This is a genomic window from Streptomyces sp. CRCS-T-1 (assembly GCF_024442335.1).
Lineage (GTDB): Bacteria > Actinomycetota > Actinomycetes > Streptomycetales > Streptomycetaceae > Streptomyces > Streptomyces koelreuteriae.
Genome location: NZ_CP101651.1, coordinates 1,888,882 through 1,910,175, shown reverse-complemented (window position 1 = coordinate 1,910,175; position 21,294 = coordinate 1,888,882). Strand labels below are relative to the sequence as shown.

The 21,294-nt window shown below is 70.2% G+C and carries 21 protein-coding genes; 15 read left to right on the top strand and 6 right to left on the bottom strand.

What is annotated here, in order from left to right; translation table 11 throughout:
• Nucleotides 1-51 precede the first annotated feature (51 nt).
• Entirely contained in the window at nucleotides 52-450 is a 399-nt protein-coding gene (locus NNW99_RS08415; protein WP_215118082.1) for an OB-fold nucleic acid binding domain-containing protein, read from the top strand.
• A 3-nt stretch (nucleotides 451-453) separates the two neighbouring features.
• Nucleotides 454-1,197 (top strand): DUF3159 domain-containing protein, encoded by a 744-nt coding sequence (locus tag NNW99_RS08410; protein WP_215118081.1) that lies wholly within the window; start codon nucleotides 454-456, stop codon nucleotides 1,195-1,197.
• Between the two features lie 95 nt (nucleotides 1,198-1,292).
• Here NNW99_RS08410 and NNW99_RS08405 read toward each other — a convergent pair whose 3' ends face one another.
• Both NNW99_RS08405 and NNW99_RS08400 read right to left on the bottom strand, forming a co-directional pair.
• Nucleotides 1,293-1,970 carry a TrkA family potassium uptake protein gene (locus tag NNW99_RS08405; RefSeq protein ID WP_215118080.1) on the bottom strand — a complete coding sequence of 226 codons (678 nt, stop codon included), beginning with the start codon at nucleotides 1,968-1,970 and terminating at the stop codon, nucleotides 1,293-1,295.
• Nucleotides 1,970-2,641, bottom strand: a complete 672-nt coding sequence (locus NNW99_RS08400; RefSeq protein WP_215118079.1) for a TrkA family potassium uptake protein — start codon at nucleotides 2,639-2,641, stop codon at nucleotides 1,970-1,972. The genes NNW99_RS08405 and NNW99_RS08400 overlap by 1 nt, the downstream gene beginning before the upstream one ends.
• Before the next feature lie 284 nt (nucleotides 2,642-2,925).
• On the opposite strand from NNW99_RS08400, the gene NNW99_RS08395 reads away from it, so the two are divergent.
• From NNW99_RS08395 to NNW99_RS08385, 3 genes are all read left to right on the top strand, one after another.
• Nucleotides 2,926-3,840: an adenosine kinase gene (locus NNW99_RS08395; RefSeq protein ID WP_215118078.1), complete on the top strand. Its 915-nt coding sequence runs from the start codon at nucleotides 2,926-2,928 to the stop codon at nucleotides 3,838-3,840.
• A 265-nt stretch (nucleotides 3,841-4,105) separates the two neighbouring features.
• Nucleotides 4,106-6,157 (top strand): APC family permease, encoded by a 2,052-nt coding sequence (locus NNW99_RS08390; RefSeq protein WP_215118077.1) that lies wholly within the window; start codon nucleotides 4,106-4,108, stop codon nucleotides 6,155-6,157.
• Nucleotides 6,158-6,306: 149 nt separating this feature from the next.
• Nucleotides 6,307-7,635, top strand: a complete 1,329-nt coding sequence (locus NNW99_RS08385; protein ID WP_215118076.1) for a class I SAM-dependent RNA methyltransferase — start codon at nucleotides 6,307-6,309, stop codon at nucleotides 7,633-7,635.
• A 121-nt stretch (nucleotides 7,636-7,756) separates the two neighbouring features.
• On the opposite strand, the gene NNW99_RS08380 is transcribed toward NNW99_RS08385, so the two are convergent.
• Nucleotides 7,757-7,990, bottom strand: coding sequence for a DUF4287 domain-containing protein (locus NNW99_RS08380; protein ID WP_215118075.1), 234 nt, complete (start codon nucleotides 7,988-7,990; stop codon nucleotides 7,757-7,759).
• Between the two features lie 116 nt (nucleotides 7,991-8,106).
• A complete protein-coding gene (locus NNW99_RS08375) occupies nucleotides 8,107-8,436 on the bottom strand; it encodes a TfoX/Sxy family protein (RefSeq protein WP_215118074.1) in 330 nt (109 codons plus the stop codon).
• Here NNW99_RS08375 and NNW99_RS39090 point away from each other — a divergent pair.
• The 3 genes from NNW99_RS39090 to NNW99_RS08360 are packed head-to-tail and all read left to right on the top strand — an operon-like array spanning nucleotide 8,324 to nucleotide 11,238.
• Nucleotides 8,324-9,634, top strand: a complete 1,311-nt coding sequence (locus NNW99_RS39090; RefSeq protein WP_215118073.1) for an alkyl sulfatase dimerization domain-containing protein — start codon at nucleotides 8,324-8,326, stop codon at nucleotides 9,632-9,634. The genes NNW99_RS08375 and NNW99_RS39090 overlap by 113 nt on opposite strands.
• A 27-nt stretch (nucleotides 9,635-9,661) precedes the next feature.
• A complete protein-coding gene (locus NNW99_RS08365) occupies nucleotides 9,662-10,099 on the top strand; it encodes an NfeD family protein (RefSeq protein WP_215118072.1) in 438 nt (145 codons plus the stop codon).
• Between the two features lie 29 nt (nucleotides 10,100-10,128).
• A complete protein-coding gene (locus NNW99_RS08360; protein ID WP_215118071.1) occupies nucleotides 10,129-11,238 on the top strand; it encodes an SPFH domain-containing protein in 1,110 nt (369 codons plus the stop codon).
• Nucleotides 11,239-11,298: 60 nt separating this feature from the next.
• Here NNW99_RS08360 and NNW99_RS08355 read toward each other — a convergent pair whose 3' ends face one another.
• Nucleotides 11,299-12,030 (bottom strand): MerR family transcriptional regulator, encoded by a 732-nt coding sequence (locus NNW99_RS08355; protein WP_251057747.1) that lies wholly within the window; start codon nucleotides 12,028-12,030, stop codon nucleotides 11,299-11,301.
• Nucleotides 12,031-12,256: 226 nt separating this feature from the next.
• On the opposite strand from NNW99_RS08355, the gene NNW99_RS08350 reads away from it, so the two are divergent.
• From NNW99_RS08350 to NNW99_RS08320, 7 genes are all read left to right on the top strand, one after another.
• Nucleotides 12,257-13,765 carry an alpha/beta hydrolase gene (locus NNW99_RS08350; RefSeq protein WP_215118069.1) on the top strand — a complete coding sequence of 503 codons (1,509 nt, stop codon included), beginning with the start codon at nucleotides 12,257-12,259 and terminating at the stop codon, nucleotides 13,763-13,765.
• Between the two features lie 31 nt (nucleotides 13,766-13,796).
• Nucleotides 13,797-14,450, top strand: a complete 654-nt coding sequence (locus NNW99_RS08345; RefSeq protein WP_215118068.1) for a hypothetical protein — start codon at nucleotides 13,797-13,799, stop codon at nucleotides 14,448-14,450.
• Nucleotides 14,451-14,828: 378 nt separating this feature from the next.
• Entirely contained in the window at nucleotides 14,829-15,725 is an 897-nt protein-coding gene (locus tag NNW99_RS08340; RefSeq protein WP_215118067.1) for a hypothetical protein, read from the top strand.
• Nucleotides 15,726-15,816: 91 nt separating this feature from the next.
• Nucleotides 15,817-17,040 carry a hypothetical protein gene (locus NNW99_RS08335; protein WP_215118066.1) on the top strand — a complete coding sequence of 408 codons (1,224 nt, stop codon included), beginning with the start codon at nucleotides 15,817-15,819 and terminating at the stop codon, nucleotides 17,038-17,040.
• 146 nt (nucleotides 17,041-17,186) lie between these two features.
• Nucleotides 17,187-17,600 carry a hypothetical protein gene (locus NNW99_RS08330; RefSeq protein ID WP_215118065.1) on the top strand — a complete coding sequence of 138 codons (414 nt, stop codon included), beginning with the start codon at nucleotides 17,187-17,189 and terminating at the stop codon, nucleotides 17,598-17,600.
• Nucleotides 17,597-18,727, top strand: a complete 1,131-nt coding sequence (locus tag NNW99_RS08325; RefSeq protein WP_215118064.1) for a hypothetical protein — start codon at nucleotides 17,597-17,599, stop codon at nucleotides 18,725-18,727. Before NNW99_RS08330 ends, NNW99_RS08325 begins: the two co-directional genes overlap by 4 nt.
• A 238-nt stretch (nucleotides 18,728-18,965) precedes the next feature.
• Complete coding sequence (locus NNW99_RS08320) at nucleotides 18,966-19,568, top strand: hypothetical protein (protein WP_215118063.1); 603 nt, start codon at nucleotides 18,966-18,968, stop codon at nucleotides 19,566-19,568.
• 49 nt (nucleotides 19,569-19,617) lie between these two features.
• Here NNW99_RS08320 and NNW99_RS08315 read toward each other — a convergent pair whose 3' ends face one another.
• The gene (locus NNW99_RS08315; RefSeq protein WP_215118062.1) at nucleotides 19,618-21,234 is read right to left on the bottom strand and encodes a sulfite oxidase; all 1,617 of its coding nucleotides are present in this window, start codon (nucleotides 21,232-21,234) and stop codon (nucleotides 19,618-19,620) included.
• Nucleotides 21,235-21,294 lie beyond the last annotated feature (60 nt).

Genomic DNA, 21,294 nt, shown 5'->3' with positions numbered 1-21,294 from the left:
CCTGTGCCACAGGGCTACGTAGCTGTCAGCGGGCCCCGGTACGCTCTAGTCATGAGTGCTGTTCCTCGTTCGCAGAAGCCGGCGGGCCGGTTCCGGCGCATGCTCGACCGGCTCTCCTCGTCGCAGGAGGACCTGGAGTCCGAGGAGCTGCGGGAGGACACCGAGACGGCGGGCTGTATCCGGATCGGAGACTGTCAGGACCGGCAGATAGTGACGGTTACTGGTACCTTGCGCACGGTCACCCTGCGGCCGCGCGCGGGAGTCCCGGCCCTGGAGGCCGAGCTGTTCGACGGCTCCGCCGCGCTGGACGTGGTGTGGCTCGGCAGGCGCTCCATCGTGGGCATAGAACCGGGGCGCAGGCTGATCGCATCGGGCCGCGTCTCCATGAGCCGGGGCCGCCGGGTGCTGTTCAATCCCAAGTACGAACTGAGACCCCTCGGACGGGAGTAGCCGGTGACGTCGCTCGACAAGCCGACCGAAGAGACATCTGCGGACGACAACCGGGCGGTGACCGAGGCCGCCCTGTTCGAGGCGTTCGGCGGCGTCCGGGGCATGGTCGAGACGGTGCTGCCCGGCCTGCTCTTCGTCAGCATCTACACGATCAACAAGGATCTGCATCTGTCGGCGATCGCGGCCCTGGCCGTGTCGCTGGTGCTGGTCGTGGTCCGGCTGGTGATGAAGGACACCGTCAAGCACGCCTTCAGCGGTGTCTTCGGCGTCGCCTTCGGTGTCGTCTTCGCGATGATGACCGGCAACGCCAAGGACTTCTACCTGCCGGGCATGCTCTACACGCTGGGCCTCGGACTCGCGTACATCGTCACCACGCTGTGCGGTGTCCCGCTGATCGGGCTGATCCTCGGCCCGGTCTTCAAGGAGAACCTCTCCTGGCGCACGCGTAACCCCGGCCGCAAGAAGGCCTACGCCAAGGCCAGTTACGCGTGGGGCGCGATCCTGCTCGCCAAGTGCGCGATCCTCTTCCCGCTGTACTGGTGGGCCGACACCACGCAGCTCGGCTGGGTCCTGATCGCCCTGAAGATCCCGCCGTTCCTGCTCGCCGTCTGGCTGACCTGGGTGTTCCTGGCGAAGGCGCCCGCGCCGATCGATGTGTTCGCGGAGATGGAGGCGGAGGAGAAGGCCGCCGAGGAGAGGGAGCGGGAGAGGGAGAGGGAAGCCGCTGCCCGGTCCGCCGAGCAGTGAACTCCGAGAGCTGACCTCGAGACCTCGAGAACCGGGGGAGGGGGCGTCCTGGAAGTCCAGGGCGCCCCCTCCTGCTTGCCCCGAAAGGCACCGCCTCAGCTCTTCGCGCTGTCCTTGCGCACCGACAGCAGGTCCTCCAGCTGCTCCTCACGCGCCTGCGCGGCCACGAAGAGGAGTTCGTCGCCCGCCTCCAGGGAGTCCTCCCGGGAGGGGGTGAGGACGCGGGTGCCGCGGATGATCGTCACCAGGGACGTGTCCTCGGGCCACTCCACGTCGCCGACCTGCGTGCCGGCCAGGGCCGACTCCTCCGGCAGGGTCAGCTCGACCAGGTTGGCGTCGCCGTGGCTGAAGCGGAGCAGACGGACCAGGTCGCCGACGCTCACCGCCTCCTCGACCAGGGCGGACATCAGACGCGGCGTGGAGACGGCGACGTCCACGCCCCAGGACTCGTTGAAGAGCCACTCGTTCTTCGGGTTGTTCACCCGCGCGACCACCCGCGGAACGCCGTACTCCGTCTTGGCGAGGAGCGAGACGACCAGGTTCACCTTGTCGTCGCCGGTCGCGGCGATGACGACGTTGCAGCGCTGGAGCGCTGCCTCGTCCAGGGAGGTGATCTCGCAGGCGTCGGCGAGCAGCCACTCGGCCTGCGGGACGCGTTCGACCGAGATGGCCGTCGGCGCCTTGTCGATGAGCAGGACCTCGTGGCCGTTCTCCAGCAGCTCGCCCGCGATCGAGCGGCCGACCGCGCCGGCTCCGGCAATGGCGACCCTCATCAGTGACCGCCCTCCTCTTCAGGACCCTTGGCGAACGCCGCCTCGACCGTGTCGACCTCGTCGGTGCGCATCATCACGTGCACCAGGTCGCCCTCCTGCAACACCGTCTGCGAGGTGGGCAGGACCGCCTCGCCGAGCCGGGTCAGAAACGCCACGCGCACACCCGTCTCCTCCTGGAGCCGGCTGATCTTGTGGCCGACCCAGGCGGTGGAGGCGTGCACCTCGGCGAGCTGGACGCCGCCCGTGGGGTCGCGCCACAGCGGCTCGGCGCCGGAGGGCAGCAGCCGGCGCAGCATCTGGTCGGCCGTCCAGCGGACCGTCGCGACGGTCGGGATGCCCAGGCGCTGGTAGACCTCCGCGCGGCGGGGGTCGTAGATGCGGGCGGCGACGTTCTCGATGCCGAACATCTCGCGGGCCACGCGTGCGGCGATGATGTTGGAGTTGTCACCGCTGGAGACGGCGGCGAAAGCGCCGGCCTCCTCGATGCCGGCCTCCCGCAGGGTGTCCTGGTCGAAGCCGACCCCGGTGACCCGGCGGCCGCCGAAGGAGGACCCCAGGCGGCGGAAGGCGGTGGGGTCCTGGTCGACCACGGCGACCGTGTGGCCCTGTTGCTCCAGGTTCTGGGCGAGGGCGGAGCCCACTCGCCCGCACCCCATGATGACAATATGCATCGCGTCACACCGCGCTTCCTGCAGGCCCTCTGACCTGCATGAATGTCCTGATCATGTCTCTCTTTCGGCTCGCCGGGCATCACATCGCGGCCTGCGTGCGGACCGCCGGGCAACATCATGCCGGGGGAATCAGGCCATGATGCCCTGCGGGGGCGGTGCCGCGTTCGACTGCCCGACTCCAACGTATCGGCAAAGTCGAGGGGGTTGCCGACGGCCCTGCCCGGGCCGGAGCCTGCTTCGACCGGGGCCCGGGGCGGCTGCCCTCGGCGGGGGAGGAACAGACCATGAGCACCCAGATCGACGTCCTGGTCCTGGGCGGCGCCGGCGTGGACACCATCGTGCACGTGCCCGAACTGCCCGTGCCGCTCGCCGACAGCCACATGATCCGGCCCGGGATCGTGACGCGCGCGGGCCAGAGCGGAGACTTCGTCGCCCTCGGGACGAGCGCCCTGGGCCTGCGCACCCACCACCTCGACATGCTGGGCGACGACCCCGAGGGCGACCTCGTCCGCGCCCTGCACCGCGACCGCGGCATCGCCCTCACCGCCGTCCCCCAGCCGCTCGGCACCAAGCGCGCGGTCAACCTCGTCGGCCCCGACGGCGGACGGCTCTCCCTCTACGACGCCACGCGCACGGCGGAGACCGACCGGCTGCCCGAGGCCACCGTGCGGGAGCTGGCCGCCGTCAGCCGGCACGCCCACGTCGTCATCACCCAGCCGTGCGGCCACGCGCTGCCCACCCTGCGCGAGGCGGGCGTGACCGTCTCGACCGACCTGCACGACTGGGACGGGTCCAACCCCTACCACGAGCCCTTCGCGCTCCGGGCCGACCTGGTCTTCCTGTCCAGCGCGGCTCTGGCCGACCCGGAGCGCACCATGCGGTGGATCACCGAGCGGGGCCGGGCCCGGGCGGTCGTCGCCACCGCCGGGGCCGACGGGGCCTGCCTGCTGGCCGACGGTGAGTTCACTCACGTACCCGCCGCCACACCTCCGGCGCCGGTGGTCGACTCCAACGGCGCGGGCGACGCCTTCGCCGCCGCGTTCCTCTACGCCTGGCTGAACGCCGAGCCGCCCCGCCGCTGCGCCCTGTACGGCGCGGTGGCGGGGGCGTACGCCTGCACGGTGCCCTCGACCCGGGCCGACAGCATCGGCCGGGCGGAACTGTGCGCCCGTGTCACCGAGCTGATCAGCGGCGGTTGATGCTGCGCACGCTCGCAAGAGTCAGGATTCCGAGGGCGATGACGGTGGCCGCGGCGCCGATCAGTTCTGCGGACGTGTGCATGGGACCTCCGGGGTCGACAACGGCCGGGAAGCGGACGGAGCTTAGTCATATAGGCATGGGAACCGGGTGACCTGCGGAATCCGCAGCCGCAGCGGCCTCGGAATTCACTCGGAGAGCAGAGCGGGGCCCGATGAGGGGTGGCGGGTGGGCGAGCCCGCAATCGAACGCTTACGATCCTCTGTTGTGTCCAAACTGACCGACGTGCCCAAGCGGATCCTGATCGGGCGCGCACTGCGCAGTGACCGGCTGGGGGAGACCCTCCTGCCGAAGCGCATCGCACTACCCGTCTTCGCCTCCGACCCGCTGTCCTCCGTGGCGTATGCGCCAGGGGAGGTGCTGCTGGTCCTGTCCATCGCGGGCGTGACGGCGTACCACTTCAGTCCGTGGATCGCCGTCGCGGTCGTCGTACTGATGTTCACCGTGGTGGCTTCGTACCGGCAGAACGTGCACGCCTACCCCAGCGGCGGCGGCGACTACGAGGTGGCGAACACCAACCTCGGCCCCAAGGCGGGCCTCACGGTCGCCAGCGCGCTGCTCGTCGACTACGTCCTCACCGTCGCGGTGTCGATCTCCTCCGGCATCGAGAACCTGGGCTCGGCGATCCCGTTCGTCGTCGAGCACAAGGTGCTCTGTGCGATAGGCGTGATCGTGCTGCTCACGCTGATGAACCTGCGCGGGGTGAAGGAGTCCGGCTCGCTGTTCGCGATCCCGACGTACATCTTCGTCGCGGGCGTCTTCACCATGATCGCGTGGGGCGCCTTCCGCGGGCTCGTCCTGGACGACACCATGCGGGCCCCGACGGCGGACTACGTCATCAAACCCGAGCACCAGGGCCTCGCGGGCTTCGCCCTCGTCTTCCTCCTCCTGCGCGCCTTCTCCTCCGGCTGTGCCGCCCTCACCGGCGTCGAGGCGATCTCCAACGGCGTCCCGGCCTTCCGCAAGCCCAAGTCCAAGAACGCCGCGACCACCCTCGCGATGATGGGCCTGCTGGCCGTCACCATGTTCTGCGGCATCATCGCGCTGGCCGCCGCGACCGACGTCCGCATGGCCGAGAACCCGGCCAAGGACCTCATCCACAACGGCGTCCCGCTCGGCGCGGACTACGTCCAGAACCCGGTGATCTCCCAGGTCGCCGAAGCCGTCTTCGGCAAGGGTAGCTTCCTCTTCATCATCCTGGCCGCGGCCACCGCGCTGGTGCTCTTCCTCGCCGCGAACACCGCCTACAACGGCTTCCCGCTGCTCGGCTCGATCCTCGCCCAGGACCGCTACCTGCCCCGCCAGTTGCACACCCGCGGCGACCGCCTGGCCTTCTCCAACGGCATCGTGCTCCTCGCCGGTGCCGCCGGACTCCTGGTCGGGATCTACGGCGCCGACTCCACACGCCTGATCCAGCTCTACATCGTCGGCGTGTTCGTGTCCTTCACGCTCAGCCAGACCGGCATGGTCCGCCACTGGAACCGCCATCTGGCGACGGAGACGGACCCGGCCAAGCGCCGCCACATGATCCGCTCCCGCGCGATCAACGCCTTCGGCGCCTTCTTCACCGGCCTCGTGCTGGTCGTCGTCCTCGTCACCAAGTTCACGCACGGCGCGTGGGTCGCCCTGCTCGGCATGGTGATCTTCTACGTGACGATGTCGGCCATCCGTAAGCACTACGACCGCGTCGCCGAGGAGATCGCCGCCCCCGAGGGCCCGAGCGACGACAGCGTGCGGCCCTCCCGCATCCACTCCGTCGTCCTGATCTCCAAGATCCACCGTCCGACGCTGCGCGCCCTGGCCTACGCCAAGCTGATGCGCTCGGACAGCCTGGAGGCGCTGAGCGTCAACGTCGACCCGGCGGAGACCAAGGCGCTCAGGGACGAGTGGGAGCGGCGCGGCATCGACGTACCGCTGAAGGTCCTGGACTCGCCCTATCGCGAGATCACGCGGCCGATCATCGAGTACGTCAAGGGCCTGCGCAAGGAGTCGCCGCGCGACGCGGTGTCCGTGATCATCCCCGAGTACGTCGTCGGCCACTGGTACGAGCATCTGCTGCACAACCAGAGCGCCCTGCGCCTCAAGGGCCGGCTGCTCTTCACGCCGGGCATCATGGTGACCTCGGTGCCGTACCAGCTCCAGTCCTCCGAGGCGGCCAAGCGGCGCGCCCGCAAGCAGCAGGACTGGAACGCGCCGGGATCGGTGCGGCGGGGGCCGGCGCAGGTGCGGTCGAAGGAGTCTTCGGAGCCGAAGGGCTGAGACCAGGATTCGACGGGCCTGAGGCCCGTGCGAAACGGGCGTGAATCGGCCGGGCGGCAGCCACGTAGACTGGTGGGCTGTTGTCCGGCCGCCTCCGTTCGGCCGCACCCCTTTGATCGTTCCCCTCACGCTTTTGGAGTCACCCCGCCATGCAGGCAGAACCGAGGAAGTCGCTGGTGGGGGAGGAGTACGAGGTCGAGGTCGGCCCCGTCGCCCACGGCGGCCACTGCATCGCCCGTACGTCCGAGGGCCAGGTGCTGTTCGTCCGGCACGCGCTGCCCGGTGAGCGGGTCGTGGCGCGGGTGACGGACGGCGAGGAGGGTGCCCGTTTCCTGCGCGCCGACGCGGTCGAGATCCTGGACGCCTCCAAGGACCGCATCGACGTGCCCTGCCCGTTCGCCGGCCCCGGCCGCTGCGGCGGCTGCGACTGGCAGCACGCCAAGCCGGGGGCGCAGCGGCGCCTGAAGGCCGACGTCATCGCCGAACAGCTCCAGCGGCTCGCCGGGCTCACCCCGGAGGAGGCCGGCTGGGACGGCACGGTGGTGCCCGCCGAGGGCGACAAGCTGCCCGCGGGCCAGGTCCCCGCGTGGCGCACCCGCGTCCAGTACGCCGTCACCGCCGACGGCCGCGCGGGCCTGCGCCGGCACCGCTCCCACGAGGTCGAGCCGATCGACCACTGCATGATCGCCGCCGACGAGGTCAGCGAGCTGGGCATCGAGAAGCGCGACTGGACCGGCATGGACTCCGTCGAGGCGATCGCGGCGACGGGTTCCCAGGACCGCCAGGTGGTCCTGACGCCGAAGCCGGGCGCGCGCCTGCCGCTGGTCGAACTGGACCGCCCCGTCTCCGTCCTGCGGGTCGACGAACGCGACGGCGGTGTTCACCGTGTCCACGGCCGTCCCTTCGTCCGCGAACGCGCGGACGGCCGGACCCACCGGGTCGGCAACGGCGGCTTCTGGCAGGTCCACCCGAAGTCGGCCGACACGCTCGTGACCGCGGTCATGCAGGGCCTGCTGCCCCGCAAGGGCGACATGGCCCTCGACCTCTACTGCGGCGTCGGCCTCTTCGCCGGCGCCCTCGCCGACCGGGTCGGCGACGCCGGGGCGGTCCTCGGAATCGAGTCCGGCAAGCGGGCGGTGGAGGATGCGCGCCACAATCTCGCGGACTTCGACCGCGTCCGCATCGAACAGGGCAAGGTCGAGAGCGTGTTGCCGCGCACGGGCATCACGGACGTCGACCTCATCGTCCTTGACCCGCCGCGCGCGGGCGCCGGGCGGAAGACGGTGAAGCATCTGTCGTCGCTCGGCGCACGGCGCATCGCGTATGTGGCTTGCGATCCGGCGGCGTTGGCGCGGGACTTGGGGTATTTCCGGGATGGGGGGTATCGGGTGCGGATGCTTCGGGCGTTTGATCTGTTCCCGATGACGCATCACGTGGAGTGCGTGGCGATTCTTGAGCCGGCGGCAAAGGGCTCCTGATCTGTCTGTTCTCCGCGTGCGCGTTATGCGCGGTGTGGGCGGCGGCCCTCCCGTCGAAGGGTCTGCGCAGTTACCCGGCCGCCTGGCCGCGGCGGCGCGGATGCGGATGTGGCTGCGGGCCTCACTTGCCGGCGTGCTCCGCGAGCGTGTGGGCGACGAGCGCGTTGGCGTGGCCGTGCCCCAGTCCGTGTTCGGACTTCAGCCAGTTCACCAGCTCCATGTGCCGGGTCAGCGGCGAGGAGCGGATGAGGTCCTGCCAGTCCGCGATCGGGCGGCCGTACTTCTTCTCGATGGAAGGGAAGTAGCTCGCGGGGCCCTTCACGGTCGAGGGCGTGGTGGAGGACGTGGTGGTCATGGCGGTGGTCTCCCGTCTGTTCCGATGCAGTCCGCCGTATGACCTGGGGCCGCGCCCGAAGTCATCGGCGATGGAGAGTGTGCTGCGTCACATGCCGTGCGCGCCGTGCCCCCGCCTCACTTGGGAGGCAGGCTCGCCGCGAACGCGCGTCCCTCGTCGACCCACGCGCCGAGCGCCTGGTCCTCCGCGACCGCGGCGCCCTCGACCACGACCCAGCCGCGCATCGGACGGCCGGTCAAGTCGAAGAACCGTGCCCCGGGCCGTACCAGCGCCGTGTCCGTCGCCTCCGGGCCGACCCTGACCATGAGGTCGTCGCTGGTGACGCCCACGGCCATGTTGCCGCGGTACAGAAAGGCGAGCCCGCCGAACATCCGTTTCTCGCTGATCGCCGGGTCCGCGCCCAGCCGTTCCCGGATTCGCTCGGCCAGTCCTTCGTCGTACGCCATCGCCGTCTCACCCCTGTTCCACAAGCCGTGCTTGCGGGTCGCGCTGGTCCTTGGCGATGTTGCCTCGCGCCTGGCGGACGAGCAGCGGGGAGGTGCCGCCGGTCCGTGGCGTACGCGGCCACCCGCTCGCGCGGCCGCGGGACGACGCGCGTGGCCGTCACGTCGATCGTCATGTCTTCGCCTTCCGCTTCCACCTTCCTCTCTCCCGACCCGCGTCACCACCCGGTGCTCACCAGCTGGTCGAGGAGGAGTGCGAGTACCGCCCGAGCGGCAAGCCAGGGGCGGGACCCGGAATCGATCCAGGGCGCCTGGCGCCCTGTGCGGTGCGCTTCCCGTACGTAGCCCAGCCCCAGCCCCAGCCACCGCTCCTCACCTCGCCGATCGGCGAACCACTCGGCGCCGCACGCTTGGCGACCTTGGCTCGGTCAGTCACAACGTCAAGGCGGTCTACCAGCACTACCTGGGCTGGTTCGACGGCAATCCCGCCCAGCGGTACGTGGACTTCATCGGCGGCCCCGAACACGTACTGCGCCGGGCCCGCGAGTCCTTCGCCGCCGGAGATTTCCGCTGGGTCGCGCAGGTCGTCAACCATGTCGTCTTCACCCATCCCGGCAACGCCGAGGCACGCGCCCTGCAGGCCGACGCCCTGGAACAGCTCGGCTACGGCAGCGAGAACGGTACTTGGCGCAACTTCTACCTGACCGGAGCGCTCGAACTGCGCACGGGCTCGGTGGGCACCCCGACCGTCACCAACTCGCCCGACCTGTTGGCTGCCCTGACTCTTGACCAGCTTGTCGACTCCCTGGCCATCCGAGTCGACGGACCCCGTAGCCGGCACGCGGATCTCACCATCCGCTTCAGCCCGCACGGCGCGGACCCGGTCAACCTGCGCCTGCGCAACGGCGTCCTCGTCCACACCACCGGTACGACACCCGAAATGGCCGAACCTGACACCGACATCACCCTGAGTGACGCCGAACTACGGACCCCGACCCTGACTTCGCCATCGTCACTCCCTGACAGCAATCCTTGCTCCCTGTACAGCCCCGTCGCCCAGCGACCGAGCACCGCCCAGGATCACGAGTCGCCCGTGCGACATCTACGTCACCTGCCTCGCCGCCGTCGCACGCTTCGTCCTGCCATGAGCGGCGGCTGCCGTGTCTGTTCTGCCCGGCGGGTCCGGGCGGTAGCTTGGTGAGGAGGGCCCCAGAAGGAGGGCGATCCGATGCCGTGGTTCGTATGGCTGCTCGCCGCCGCGGCACTGGGTGCCGCGGAGTTCTTCACCCTGACTCTCGTCTTCGGTTTGCTGGCCGGTGCCGCGTTGGTTGCCGCTGTGGTCGCCGGCGTGGGTATTGGCCTTCTCGGCCAGCTCCTGGCCCTCGCAGCGGCAGCGGCGGCGGGCCTCGTCATCGTCCGTCCTGTCGCGCTGCGGCATCTGGCACAGCAGCCCCTGACTCGCGAGGGCAGTGACGCGCTGATCGGCAAGCGTGCCGAGGTCATGCAGGAGGTCACCGCGACCCGTGGCCTGATCAAGCTCTCCGGTGAGGAATGGTCCGCCCGCGCGCTCGACGAAAGCCTCGTCATCCCGGTGGGAGCGCTGGTCGACGTCATGGAGATCGAAGGTGCCACGGCCGTCGTCTACCCCCGCGAGCTTCTTCCGTGAACGGCTGAACGCACAGCAATGGAGGCACTGTGGATCCGGTTGTCGTCCTCGCCCTCGTGGCGGCCATCGTGGTCGTCTTCCTCGTGGCCTCCAGCGTGCGGATCGTTCCGCAGGCTCGCCGCTACAACGTCGAGCGGTTCGGCCGATACCGCCGGACGCTGCAGCCCGGGCTGAACCTGGTCGTGCCGGTGGCGGACCGCATCAACACCAAACTCGACGTGCGCGAGCAGGTCTACTCGTCCGACCCCAGGCCGGTGATCACCGAGGACAACCTCGTGGTGAACATCGACACCGTTCTCTACTACCAGATCACCGACCCCCGGGCCGCGGCCTACGAGGTGGCCGACTACCTCCACGCCATCGATCAGCTCACCGTGACCACCCTCCGGAATGTCATCGGCAGCATGGATCTGGAGGAGACGCTCACCTCGCGCGAGGAGATCAACTCCCGGCTGCGTGCCGTCCTCGACGACGCCACCGGCAAGTGGGGCATCCGGGTCAACCGTGTCGAGATCAAGGCCATCGATCCACCGCACACGATCAAGGAGGCGATGGAGAAGCAGATGCGGGCCGAGCGTGACAAGCGCGCGGCCATCCTGCATGCCGAGGGGGAACGGCAAGCCAAGATCCTTACCGCGGAAGGTACGAAGCAGAAGGACATCCTGGAGGCGCAGGGCACGCAACAAGCCATGATCCTGCGGGCGGACGGTGAGGCGAAGGCGGTGGAGCTGGTGTTCCAGGCCGTCCATCGGAACAACGCCGATCCGAAGATCCTGGCCTACAAGTACCTTGAGACGCTGCCGCACCTGGCAAGCAGCGACAACAACACGTTCTGGGTGATCCCGGGGGAGCTGACCGAGGCGGTCCGGACCGTCACCCGCGCGTTCGGTGATCAGCCGACGGCGGGGCAGCACACAACCGCGCAACCCGATGAAGCGGCCGCTGCCGGTACTGAGGACCTGTCGGACGATGGCCGCACTCCGGAGCTCGGCGCGGGCTGGACGGCATCGCTCGGCGCCGCCGCCGCTGCCGACGAGGCCGGGAAACAGGCCGCCGCCGCGGTGAGCGACGCCAAGGCGGAGGCGGAGGCCGCGAAGTCGCCCCAGACTCCGCGCCGGGGGCAGACGTCCGACGATTGAGCCGACCCTCGGTCGCCGCACGACCCCGGTACATCGCCACAGCGACATCAGCTGTCGTTGTCACGTCCCGGGAGCGTCGTGCTGCGAAAGCAGTGCGTGCACGCGTCGCAGGACGTCGAGCTGCGCCTCGTTGTAGAACTCGGCCAATGCCTGCGCGACAACCGACTGGGTGACCGCCGCTCCCCGGCGGGAGGAGGCTTCCAGGTCCCTCAGGAACGGGTGATCCCTCTGCTGTTTGCGGACTTCGGGCGCGAGGCGTTGCGCGAGCCGTAGGCGAACGTCCTCGGTGGCGTCCGAGGGGAGGGCCTCGAACTCCGCTCCGACGGCACTGCGAGGCGCTGAGAGCTGCTCCTCGAGAGCGGCCATCGCCGAGGGCGTGAGGATGCTGGAGTACGCCACCAGGAGGGATCGCTGAGCCTCGGGCAGGTCGTCGGCGAGTTCCTTGAAGGGCGCCGGCACGTCGATCGAGGCCCGGTTGTCCAGGATCGCCGCCAGTTCCCGCCGCATCCGTTCCTGGCGTTCGATGCTCGCCGCGAGTTCCGCGTCCAGGGCACGCAGGATCTGCTTGCCTGCCTCGTCGCCGGTTTCGGCCGAGGGGATGTCCGGCAGCGGCACGCCGAGGTCGACCAGCCTGCGGATGCGCAGCAGGCGGACCAGGTGATGGATGCCGTACCGCTTGTAGCCGTTGGCCGCTCGTTCCGGCTCGTCCAGCAAACCGACCCGGTGATAGTGCCGGACGGTTTTCAGCGTCGTACCGGCGAGTTCGGCCAGCTGACTCGTGCTCCATGCCACCGCAAGGCCCTTTCCTGAGGGCTCCGTTCTCCGTCGCCGTCGGTGTCCTGCCGGTCGGCGAGACCGTCTCCGGGACGCGATCCATTCAAGACCGTGCCCCAAGGGCACAGTCAACCCCGGCTCCGCTCGTCCCTTCACGGCGGCGGGACGGTATTGACCGTGCCCCAAGGGCACGGAGTGCGATGGGTGGCGACCGACATCGCGCAACCGGTTCTGGAGACTGGACATGAAACGACATCGCAGTATCGGCCGGAGCCCGGCCCTGGCGGTCGTCCTCGGCCTCAGCGGCTCGCTGGTCGCCGTGCCCGCCGCCGCGGACGGGCCGCGGGCATCGCAGGTGCGGTGGGGCGCTTGTCCCGAGGACGTCGTGGCCGAGGCGGCTCCGACCGAGCTGCGGTGCGCCACCGTGCCCGTACCGGTGGACTACGCCGACCCCGGCGGCGCCCGGATCGACCTCATGATCTCCCGGCTGGCCAGTACGAACCCCGAAGAACGACGTGGCACGCTCATGCTCAATCCGGGCGGCCCCGGAGGGGCCGGACTGGCGCAGGCCGCGCTGCTGGTGGCCCGGGGTCTTCCCGCCGACGTCCTCGACAGCTACGACCTGATCGGCATGGACACCCGCGGCATCGGGCACTCGGCACCGGTCACATGCGGGTTCACGCCCGACGGCCCCTACACCTCCAACATTCCTCCCTACGCGGCCGACGACACCGCGGTCACCGAACAGGCGAAGACCGCCGAAAAGGTGGCCGAGCAGTGCGCACGCCAGGACCGCGACGGGCGGCTGCGCCACCTGACCACGGCGAACACCGCCCGCGACCTGGACCGCATCCGGGCCGAGCTCGGCGAGGAGAAGACCAGCTACCTCGGCTACTCCTACGGCACGGCACTGGGCGCCGCCTACGCGTCGATGTTCCCCGAGCGCTCCGACCGGATCGTGCTCGACAGCAACATCGGTGACACCCACCTCGACCGCGACGGCCTGCGCCGCTACGCCCTCGGGATGGAACAGACCTTTCCCGACTTCGCGAAGTGGGCGGCCGCACGGCACGACAGCTACGGGCTGGGCCGCACTCCCGCGCAGGTTCGCGCGACCTACCTCACCCTCGCCGAGCGACTCGACAAGGCTCCGGTGGCAGGCTTCGACGGCAGCCTGCTGCGGCAGTACACCTTCGGTCTCCTGTTCAAGAAGCTGCAGTACCCCAAGCTGGCGCAGCAGTGGCAGGCGCTGGCGGACGGTGACGACACGGCGGCCCGCCGCATGCCGTCCCAGAGCGCCACCGCAGGCGAGGCGACGTCCTCGATCGACAACCCCTTGGCGGTGTTTGCCGCCGTGACCTGCAACGACATCAAGTGGCCCGCGAACGTCGACACCTACCGGAACGGCGTCGCCGAGGACCGCACCCGCTACCCACTGTTCGGCGCCGCCACCGCCAACATCACACCCTGCGCCTTCTGGCCGCACACCCCGGCCGAGCCGCCGGTCGCCGTCAACGACGACGGGCCCCGCAACGTGCTGCTCGTACAGAACCTGCGCGACCCGGCGACGCCCCACCTCGGCGGGAGGATGCTGCGCCAGAAGTTCGCGGACCGATCCCGGCTGCTCAGCGTCGACGACAGCGGGCACGGTGCCTACGTCCTCGGCGACAACCCCTGTGCCCTGAACACCACCACGCGCTACCTCGTCGAAGGCGCGATGCCCGGCAAGGACACACTCTGCCGCGCGGGCTGATCCCGGGCCGGGCGAACAACGGGAGTCAAGCATGATCAAAGAGTGGCGGCGGCGTCGGGCCGTGCAGCGGGTCAAGCCCGGAGACGGGCGAGCCCTGAAGCGTTTCCGCTGGTGGCAATTACCCTTCCGCGCGCTGTTCTGTCTTCGGCTGACGGGCGACGACGGCCAGCGCACGGTCTACGCCGTCGATGTCAGGCACTGGCAGAACCACTCGTCCGACCACCTCAAGGCCCACCTGTACACCGACGGCAGGCAGCGCGCCGTGTCCAGACTCCCCGCCGCCTTCCCCGTCCCGGGCGGCACCGTCGAGGTGAGGATGAGTGCCTTCGGGATCAAGCGGTGCCACTATGTCACCGACGAAGGCCCCGAGTACCGGCTCGTCCCGGACCCCCGGTCCGCCGAGGGACGCCGCGCGCGCCTCGAACGCGATCACCCCGCACTGAGCCGCGCGATCGGTCTCCTCTCACTGTGCGTGCTCGTCGCCGCCCTCGCCCTCCTCCTTCCACAAGCGGCCGAACAGCTCACCAGATCCGAGGGCATCGCCCGGCACACCGGAACCTTCACCTCGCCCGTCGATCTGCCGAAGTGGGGCAACATCGCACTCGGCTTGGCCACGGCGGCGGCCAGCACCGAGCGGGCGCTACGGCTGCGCCACAGCTGGTTGCTCGACGGCGGAACGGGCTGACGCGCGCCCTCTGCTTGCCCCGGCGTCGACGCCGCGCGCTGCTCATGCGCCGCTCGCATCGGCGCGCTGGTAGCTGTCGGGGATGCCGTCCGCGTCCTTGTCGAGGTTCTCCTCCTCGTACAGCTCAAGCCGGGCGAGCGACCCGCGGCGTCCGATCGCCAACCCGGCGGCTGGGCACGCGGCGTGGCCGGTGCCGGAGGGTGGCGGGTCCTGCGACGAGAGGGGCCTGTCCGGCAGTCTGAGAGCTTGTCGCTCAAAGTCTCACGCGTTTCGGTGGACTTGGGCCGTCACGACTTCGGAACCTCCAAGTATGTGTGACTATCCACCCACAGTGGGTAATCATCGCTACCTCGGATCCGAGGCCACCCAGGGGGACACATGAACGACAACGGGTACACCAGCCTGCCGGGATGGAGAGGCGGTGACGCCAACGCCGCGTATCTCGACAAGAACCTGAAGCACGTGCCGGTGGAGACGTCCCTCGACGACTCGGTCAGCTGGCGGCAGCTGCTCCAACTGCTCGTCTACGCCGTCCTCGCCTCGTTCCTGGTTTTCCTCCCGCTCATCTTCTTCGGGCTCATCCTCCTCGTCGGAGGCAGTGGCGAGGGATTCGCCGTCATGGCCGGGCTGGCGTACATCGTCTCCGGAATCGCCTTCTGGGTGACCCTGCTCGGGATGCGCCTGGTCGAACCGATCGCCGAGTGGCGGGTTCTGCTGGCGGACCGGAGGGGATCTCTCGACTCGGCGTACAGCTCCATCAGGGGTACGCTCGCGCGTCGCAGTGTCCCCGTCGACCATGCCGTGCGCATCGTCCCCACCGGGCTGGGCCGGGATCAGGTGCGCAACCGCCTGGTGCTCTCGGAGGGCCAGTGCCAGGCCTACGTCTCGGTCTTCTCGTACGGCACGAACCTCTACCTGGGGTGGCAGATGTGGCGCTCGCGCCGCGGGTACGCCCTGATCGGCCAGTTCGTCTCCGACCTGCTCGCGTCCATCATGGGTCGTCTCAGCCCCGAGCGGATCATGATGCGGACCGAGGGTGTGCGGGCCATGCGGGAGGCGGTGCACGCGGCGTGCCGGGAGGGACTGGCCACGGCGGTGGACCAGGTCGCCGTGCCCGTCAGCTACGGCTTCCCGGAAGGGCTGCCGGCAGTGCAGAACGACCGCGCGAAGTCCGCTCCGACGCCGGGCCTCCAGCCCACGCCCGCCTGGGGGCCGCCCGGCGGACCTCCGCCCGCAAGCGGCCCTCACGCGGGCGGTACCCAAACGGGTAGTTGACGCGCCCCGAGGGAACGGGCGGGCCCGGGAGCACCGACGGACTGGCGGGCCCGCCCGGGAAGACCGGTGAGAGCGGAAAGGGAAGGGCCAGATGACCGAAGCCGGTCCCAGGGACGCGCGGGGCATCCTGCTGCGCGGTGCCCCCAACGGGGAGACCTGGGCCTACGTCGCCTTCGCGCTGAGTCCCGTTCCGCTGCCCGGGGGCCTCTACCCGGAGTTCTCCGAAGCCCGTCGCGGAGCCGACCGGGTCGCCGCCGAGCGGACCTGGCTCGCGGCGCTCTGGACGGATCGCACCACAGCCCGCTGGGATCTGCGGTTCATCAGCGATCCGGCGAGCGGACGGATCGAAACCGTCGTCATCGCCCAGGTGTACGGCGCCGACCCGGCAGCCGCGGTCCGGGCCGCGCGGGAGGCGCTGCCCACCCTGGCCCGGTTCCCGGCGCACGTGACGGGAACCCGGATCGAGGACACCACGGAGCTCGCGCGTCTGCTCGCCCCGTTCGTGCCGGCGGGCGGCGCGATCGCCGAGATCCGCAAACGCATCACCTGCCGGACCTTGACCCGCCTCTGGGGAGCGGAACGCATCGCGACCGCGGTGTCCCGATTCGACGCCCATGAGCCTTCCTGGACCCGGATCTGGGCCCAACTGGCGGCGGAGCCACGGCGGACGGTGGTCAGCGTGTGCCTCGAACCGTGCTCCGCTCCGCCCGGACTGGCCGAGGGCCTGACGATGAGAGCGCAGGTGTTCGGGACCCTCGCGGCACCGGGACCACCCGACCCCATGTACGGGGGGCCCGTGCCGGGCGACCCCTTCGCCCAGGAGGCTCACGCTCTGTACGACGCGGCATCGCGACGCTGCACCGGGCGGCTGCACCGGGCACGCGTCTCGGTCGCCGTCGAGGGCGACGGCCCGGTGTCCGATGTCCTGACCAGCCTCATCGGCCACACCCTGGCGCCGACGAGTTCCGGGGCGAGGGTCGTTCACCCGCAGAGCTGGGAGGAACACCAGGTGGCCTGCGGCAACCTGCTGGGCGTCAACCGGGACTGGCTTCCGGAGGCCTACTGGCAGGAGGTCCCGCCGTTCTTGCGTGTTCCGGCTGCGGGGCAGCTGTGGCTGAGCGACCCGAGTACGGTGACGGCGCTCGCCGATCTCGTGGACGCCGACGAGGTGGCTGCCGTTTTCCGCCTGCCCCACGAGGAGCCCGGCGAGCCCGAACTCTTCGCGCTGAGTCGACAGGCGCCGAGCATCCCGCGCCACGCGGCACCCGCCGGCAGCACCGACGCCGGCTGGGCCGACTTCGACTCCGATGCCTGACCGCCGAACGCCCGGTGTCGCAGCGATCCGACCGCCGAACGCCCGGTGTCCCAGCGATCCGACCACAGAACCCCAGGTCCCGCATCAACCCAACCGCCGAACTCCGGCCCCGCAATGATCCCACCGACCGACAGGAGCCACTGGACATGCCCGAAGCACCCGCATCCCGGCTGCAGGAGAACGCGCTGACCTTCGCCTTCCCGGGTTCGGAGGCTCAAGCCGACACCCTGAACAGGGACCTGGCGGAGTGGATCAACGACACGGATCAGCTGGACGGCAGGGCGAGCCTGCGCACCCAGCCGCCCGCCCCCGGTGAACAGGGCGATGTCGCCGTCGCCGTGGACGTCATCAACGCCTCCGCAGCGGTGATCGCCGCGGTCACCAACACCTTCTTCCTCTGGCTGCAGCAACGGCGTCCGGCCTACCGGCGGATCGATTTCGAAGTGGTGCGGCCCGACGGCACCCGCGTCAGTGGCACGGTCGACGACGAGGACCAACTGGCCGCGGTCATGGACCAGCTGTCCGCGTTCGCCGTCACCCCGCCCGGAGCGGATGGATGACCTGGGCCGTGTGGCCCCCCGCACCCGGCGCCGCGTACGCGCTGCTCGTCGGCACCGGTCGGCACGTCGGCCCCAAGTCCCTGACCCGCATACCTCAGGCTGTGACCACAGCCCGAGCCCTGGGGGCCGCCCTCAGCGGAGAAAGGGGGGTGTTCGACGCGCGCCGAACCACGGTGGTCCTGGATCCCGCCGACACCCGCCAGGTGCTGGATCCCCTGCGCCGTATGGTCCGGGAACCGGACCTCGACCTGCTGCTCTTCTCCTACTGCGGCCATGGACTGCTGGGCCGCAACGACCGTCTCTGCCTGGCCCTCACTCCCACCAGACAGGACGACGGAGGGGGTGAGCCGAGCCCGGCCCTGCCGTTCGCCGAAGTCGCCAGCCTGATGAGGGAATCGTCGGCGAGACACAAGGTCGCGATTCTCGACTGCTGCTTCTCCGCCCGCGCCCTCGGACCGGACGGACACGGCATCCACCTGCTCACCGCGTGCGGCCGCACCGTCAAGGCCCTGTTCCCGCCCGAGGGAACGCATACCGGCTTTACCGGGGAGCTGCTCCGGATCCTCGACGAGGGACTGCCCGACGGGCCTCGCCATCTCGCCCTCTCCGCGCTCTACGACAGGCTGGCGGTGGTACTGCCGACCACCCCGGCACCGCGGGCGGGGATCATCCCCACCGGATATCCCGCGCCCCACCAGCAGACGGTCGACGGCTCGGGCCACATCGCGCTGGCGCTCAACCCGGCTCACGGCACCCAGCGGACACCGGCGGGACTGCGTGCCCGGGCCGCCTTCGCCCAGCGGCTCAAGAACCTCACCGAGCCGTCACCCGAAACCCCCGTGCCCGACCCGGCGCGGCTGCCCCAACTGCTCCACGTCCTGGCCGATCTGGCCCGGGACGCGGCCGAGGTCCTGGGCCCGCTCGACGACTTCAGCATCGACGTCCGCCGCAACCACGCCGTCATGACCGGCATCGCCGGATTCCCCGACCAGGCCACGGCCCTGCTGTCCGCCCTGGTGGACACCCTCCGCACCAAGCCGTCCCCCCACCGGGCCCTTCCCAAGGCGGAACGTGCCTTGGCCTACTGGACCCGAGAGCACTCCAGCGGTGGACCCACGCGAACGTGACGGCGCGGCCATCCCGCCTCCGCCGATGGCCCGGGCAGTCCAAGGGGCGACGGGGCAGTCCGGCTACCTGTGTCGCGGGCTGCAGCGAGTCTGCTGAGGGCGCATCAAGCACTGCCGTCCAGAACTCGATATCAACATGATCCGGCACAGCCGGACCGGCATGGCCTCGGGTACGCCGAGGTGATGCCGTTGCGTAACTCGGGTGACGGTTGGCTGCGGTCGGCGCTAGCGTGCAGCGGTGATCAGTGATGAGGGGGTACGCCTGGGTGCGGAGGCCGCATGTCGTCTGGCACGGACAGGTCTCTATGAGTTCGAGTCGGGGCTGACGGAAGCCGAGTTCACGCGCATCGAGGGCGAGTGCGGCTTCGAGTTCGCGGACGATCACCGAGCGTTTCTTGCGGCCGGGCTTCCGGTCAATGTCCCTCCCGAGGACGGGCAGACCTGGTCCAGGCCCTGGCCGGAGTGGCGCGGCGGCGATTCGGGCAGCTTGCGTCGACAACTCGACTGGCCGGTCGAGGGTGTTCTGCTCGATGTCGAGGACAACGGGTTCTGGTACGAGGGGTGGGGTGAGCGTCCGGCTGACGGGACGACGGCACTGGCGACGGCGCGGCATCATCTGGCAGAGGCGCCGGTGCTGGTGCCCGTGTATGCCCACCGATACCTGCCGGCGGGCCGGGGAAGCTTCGGGCATCCGGTGCTCTCGATGTGGCAGACCGACATCGTGTATTACGGCATGGACCTGGCCGATTACATGAATCGGGAGTTCGACGAGGCGCGGGGCGAGGTCGACGATCGCCTGAGCCCGCGAGCGACTGCCCCCTTCTGGCGGGACCTTCTCTAGCCCGGAGGTGCGTCGGGCGGCCCCAGCTCGGGACGTGGCTCGGGTGGGGCTAATCGACGGTCACCACCACTGAGTGCCAGCCGCTGGCCCCGTCGGGGACCGTGCGGGTGCGTTTCTCGGTCTGGAGGGTGCCGGTGCGGTCGGTGGCGCGCGCTGTGAGGGTGTGGGTGCCCTGGGTGGCCCGCCAGGGGAAGGACCACTGGCGCCAGGTGTCCCGGGAGTCCTCGGTGGCGAGGCGGGCCTCCTGCCAGGGGCCGTCGTCGACGCGGAGTTCGACCTTGTCGATGCCGCGGTGCTGGGCCCAGGCGACGCCGCCGACCATGACCGTGCCGGAACCGGGGCGGGCGAAGGGCTTCGGGGTGTCGATGCGGGACTGGGTCTTGATCGGAGCTCTGCGGGCCCAGTTGCGTTTGACCCAGTACGCGTCGTAGGCGTCGAAGGTGGTGAGTTCGATGTCCTTGATCCATTTGCAGGCCGAGACGTAGCCGTAGAGGCCGGGGACGACCATGCGGACCGGGAAGCCGTGGGCGAAGGGCAGGGGCTCGCCGTTCATGCCGAGGGCGAGGAGGGCGTCGCGGCCGTCCATGATGTCCTCGACGGGGGTTCCGATCGTCATGCCGTCCACCGAGCGGGCCACCAGCTGGTCGGCCGGTCCGCCCCGGGACGGGGGCCGTACCCCGCACTCGGCCAGCAGGTCCGCGAGGCGTACGCCGGTCCAGCGGGCGTTGCCGACGTAGGGGCCGCCGACCTCGTTCGACACACAGGTGAGGGTGATGTCGCGCTCGATCAGCTCCCGCCGCAGCAGGTCGTCGAAGGAGAGGGTGACCGGGCGGGGGACGCCCCGGCCGTGGATGCGCAGCCGCCATCGCGTCGCGTCCACCTTCGGAACGACGAGCGCGGTGTCCACGCGGTAGAAGTCGCTGTTCGGGGTGGTGAAGGCACTGATCCCGGGGATTCGGAGCTGGGCGCCCCTCGGGACGGCGGGGGCCGCAGACGCGGGGGGCGGCAGGGCGACGTCCTTGCGTGAGGCGATCGCCTCCTGGCCGCGTGAACCGTTCAGGGTTCGGCCCAGGGCGCCTGCCCCGGCGGATGCTGCGGCGGCAAGCGTCGCCGCGATCACGAAGCCGCGACGGTCCCAGCCTGGTGAGTGCGCCGAGTCGTCCTCCTCGTGGCCGATCGCGCTCGGCGTGGGGCCGGGCAGTGCGAGGCGTCCGGCCAGGGCGAAAAGGACGCAGGAGCCGATGAGCGCGCCCGCGATCGAGGGCAGCGCGTCTGCCAGTCCGGTCGAGTCGGGGCGCGTCGTGGCCGCTGCCGCTCCGACCACCCCGAACACCAAGACGCCCGCCGCCCCGGACCGCCGGTAGCGCAGTGCCACAAGGCCCAATGCCAGTGCGAACACCGACAGCACAGCGAGGATCCCGAGTTGGAGAACCAGCTTGTCGTTGGTGCCGAAGTTTCGGATCGCCCAGTCCTTCACGCCCGTCGGCGTGCGGTCGATCGCCGCACCTCCGACCGCGACGACGGGACCGGCCTGCGGGCGTACTCCTGCCGACACGAGTTCGGCGACAGCGAGCGCCGCGAATCCCGCGAGGGCGCCGCTGAGTGCCCCGAGCGACCTCCGTAGCCAGGGGCGGGGATTTCGTGGCTTCCTCGTCGTCTCTGTCACGTGGGGAATCCGGTACCGGGGGACCGAAGGATTGGTCGCCCGATCGCTAGATCGGAAGTG